The 2,635-nt window shown below is 46.3% G+C and carries 2 protein-coding genes and 1 pseudogene; 1 reads left to right on the forward strand and 2 read right to left on the reverse strand.

Translation table 11 applies throughout. From position 1 onward, the window contains the following. Window positions 1–170: 170 nt before the first annotated feature. The gene (locus H6F93_RS28160) at window positions 171–1,583 is read right to left on the reverse strand and encodes an amidase (RefSeq protein ID WP_190688351.1); all 1,413 of its coding nucleotides are present in this window, start codon (window positions 1,581–1,583) and stop codon (window positions 171–173) included. Window positions 1,584–1,743: 160 nt separating this feature from the next. Beyond that, window positions 1,744–2,328, reverse strand: a complete 585-nt coding sequence (locus H6F93_RS28165) for a TetR/AcrR family transcriptional regulator (RefSeq protein WP_190688354.1) — start codon at window positions 2,326–2,328, stop codon at window positions 1,744–1,746. Window positions 2,329–2,529: 201 nt separating this feature from the next. On the opposite strand from H6F93_RS28165, the pseudogene H6F93_RS34335 reads away from it, so the two are divergent. After that, window positions 2,530–2,635, forward strand: a pseudogene (locus H6F93_RS34335) (IS6 family transposase); the annotation flags it as partial.

Raw genomic sequence — 2,635 nt, forward strand, 5'->3', positions numbered from 1 at the left:
GACGCAGATCGCAAGCTCGGCTGTGTTGACGCAATTGGTTGATTAGTTGACCATACAAATGGGTAGAGTTTGTCATGATTCTTGGCTGTTGTGTGGTAACTCTAGCCTCTCATATCTCTCTACCCGTCCCTCCAAATTTCCACGTATTTATTGGCTTTTACCTACTTCTGTCAGGCAGCCAGCATTGGACGGTTTTGGCTCCAAGGTCTTGCTGTTTCAATTTGGGCCGCTAACGCAATAATTGTTGTTTCATCTCCAGGACGACCAACTAATTGAACGCCTAGTGGCAAACCGTTCGGGGTAAAGCCTGATGGAATAGCGATCGCAGGTTGCCCCGTGACATTAAATGGTGGACAGGGTGTAATCCATTGAATAATATTTTCTAACTCTTTAGCGGCTGTGAGTTTTGCCCATTCCCCCACTCGAAGGGTAGGATGCATGACAACGGGTAACACTAACACATCAATCTTGCTTAAGTCAGAGACGATTCGGCGGGCAATTGTGTGCAGTTTCATCATCGCTTGGGGATAAGCACCACTTGGGCGAGAACGCGCTCGCTTCAACAAAAAACGATTTAGCTTCCCTAGAAAAAATCGTGGAACTCCAACATCAACAGTTGCTTGCCAAATGATTTTCAAGGGGTCAATCAACTCTGAGAAATTTAACTCAACCTGCTCAACTGAGTGCCCTAATTCCTCTAAAAGTTGAACAGTATCCACAACTGCCTGTGTACAAATCGGATGAGCGGCACCAATAGGACTCATCGCTGTCGCAAACCCAATTCTCAAACCTGTAGAGGTTTGTGTTGTTGCCTCTAAAAATGAAACGGATGGAGCAGGTAACCAGTATGGATCACCCAGGACATAGCCAGACATCACATCTAGTAATGCCGCTGCATCAGCAACTGTTCTCCCTAGCGTCCCCTCGACCCCAAAACCCCCTAGTTTTTCACCCAATGGAGCTGAAGAGATTCGTCCTCTCGACGCTTTGATTCCCACCAGTCCACAGCAAGCCGCTGGAATCCGAACAGAGCCGTCCGCATCGCCTCCTTGAGCAACCGCGCATAACCCAGAGGCAACTGCTGCCGCCGATCCGCCACTGGAACCACCAGGCGTATAGGTCAAATTCCAGGGGTTGCGAGTTGACGGAAAGCCCTTTGATTCAGTGTAAGGGGACGTGCCGATTTCAGAAGTGGCTGTTTTACCAAGGATTGTAAAGCCTGCTTGCCGAATGCGAGTTACAAGCCCTGCATCTTCTGTCGCAACTCGCTTTTTCAGTAGATGAATGCCATAAGTGCAGGGTACTCCTGCCACTGGAGCAAAATCTTTGATAGCAATAGGGACTCCAAAGAATGCTGGCAATGAAGAGGGTTCTATATTTGAAGCTGCCAATTGTTCGGTTTTTGCTTTCGCCTCTGTAATAGCTTGCTCCGCCATCACGGTAAAAAAGCTATTTAAGGAACTATCGAGTTGTTCAATGCGATCGAGGTAAACCTGTGTGAGTTCAAGTGGAGAAATGACTTTAGTGCGGATTAGCCGAGCTTGTTCCAATGCAGGAATAAATGCCAGATCAGTAGAATTCATAGTTGATATGCTCCTTATCCCTCAGCATCCTGTTTTGGGTTGTGACGATGTTTCATCTGCTGTTGCAGCAGTCCATCAAGCAATAGACCTCCTGCATGAATCGATTTTTTCCTACGAAACTATCAAGATCGAGCTTCAAAGTTCCCCAAAAATGCAGGATTTAGGAGGCGATCAAATATTCGTGCAGGAGGTCTAATGTGTTGATCATGCGTTCGTAGCTCTCGTCAACAGATTGTGAGAATACAAATAAGCCCACTTGCTCTGCTTGAATAAAGCCGTGAATGGAGGCTAGGAGAATGCGAATGGTATGAACGATATCATCAGCACATAGGTCAAATGGCTTAAGCAGCGTTGTGTAAAACTCGACCGCAGAAGTGAGATATTGAGCAAATTCTGGATGATCTAGCTTGAATGGATTGGTCGTTGTCACTGCATAAAGCCTGGGATAGCTTTTAGCAAAGCTACGCAAGGCATGGGCAACTGTTTTTAAAGCCAGTGTTGGTTCTTCAATATCAGCGACTTGCTGCGTCACAAACTCTGCTGTCCGTCGATATCCTTCTACGGCTACAGCAAGGCGTAATGCCTCATTTCCAGCAATATGATTGTAGAGTGATGGAGGTTGAATTCCGAGTTCTCTTGCAACACGGTTAACCCCTAATGCTGGCTCGCCCTCCCTCTCAAGCAATGCGATCGCAGCATCAACAATATCTTTCTCAGTCAATGTTTGACCTTTGGGACGAGGCATATCCTGCCCTCATAAACTAACTTCATTAGTTTTACTAATGAAGTTAGTTTGTCAAGTATTCGTTTACTAGTGCCACAAAGTTACCGACGAAGTAAATGTTTTTGTGCCCAAAGTGCAGCTAGATATGCGCGATGGTATTGTCAAGTTAACGCTGAGGTAGAATAATCGGACTGATTCCACCTTGTTCGCGGCTTCCGGTTCATGTACTCTCGTCATCGCTTTCCTGGCGAAATCATCAGTTATTGTGTCTGTCTTTACTACACCTTTCCCCTGAGCTACCGGGATATTGAAAAGATGATGCTGTACC

This window comes from Leptolyngbya sp. FACHB-671 (assembly GCF_014695745.1).
Lineage (GTDB): Bacteria > Cyanobacteriota > Cyanobacteriia > Elainellales > Elainellaceae > JAAUTN01.

What these genes read in the sequence shown, in the direction of transcription:
- H6F93_RS28160 (WP_190688351.1), bottom strand. Translation starts at nt 1,583, where the DNA reads ATGAATTCTACTGATCTGGCATTTATTCCTGCATTGGAACAAGCTCGG.
- H6F93_RS28165 (WP_190688354.1), bottom strand. Translation starts at nt 2,328, where the DNA reads ATGCCTCGTCCCAAAGGTCAAACATTGACTGAGAAAGATATTGTTGAT.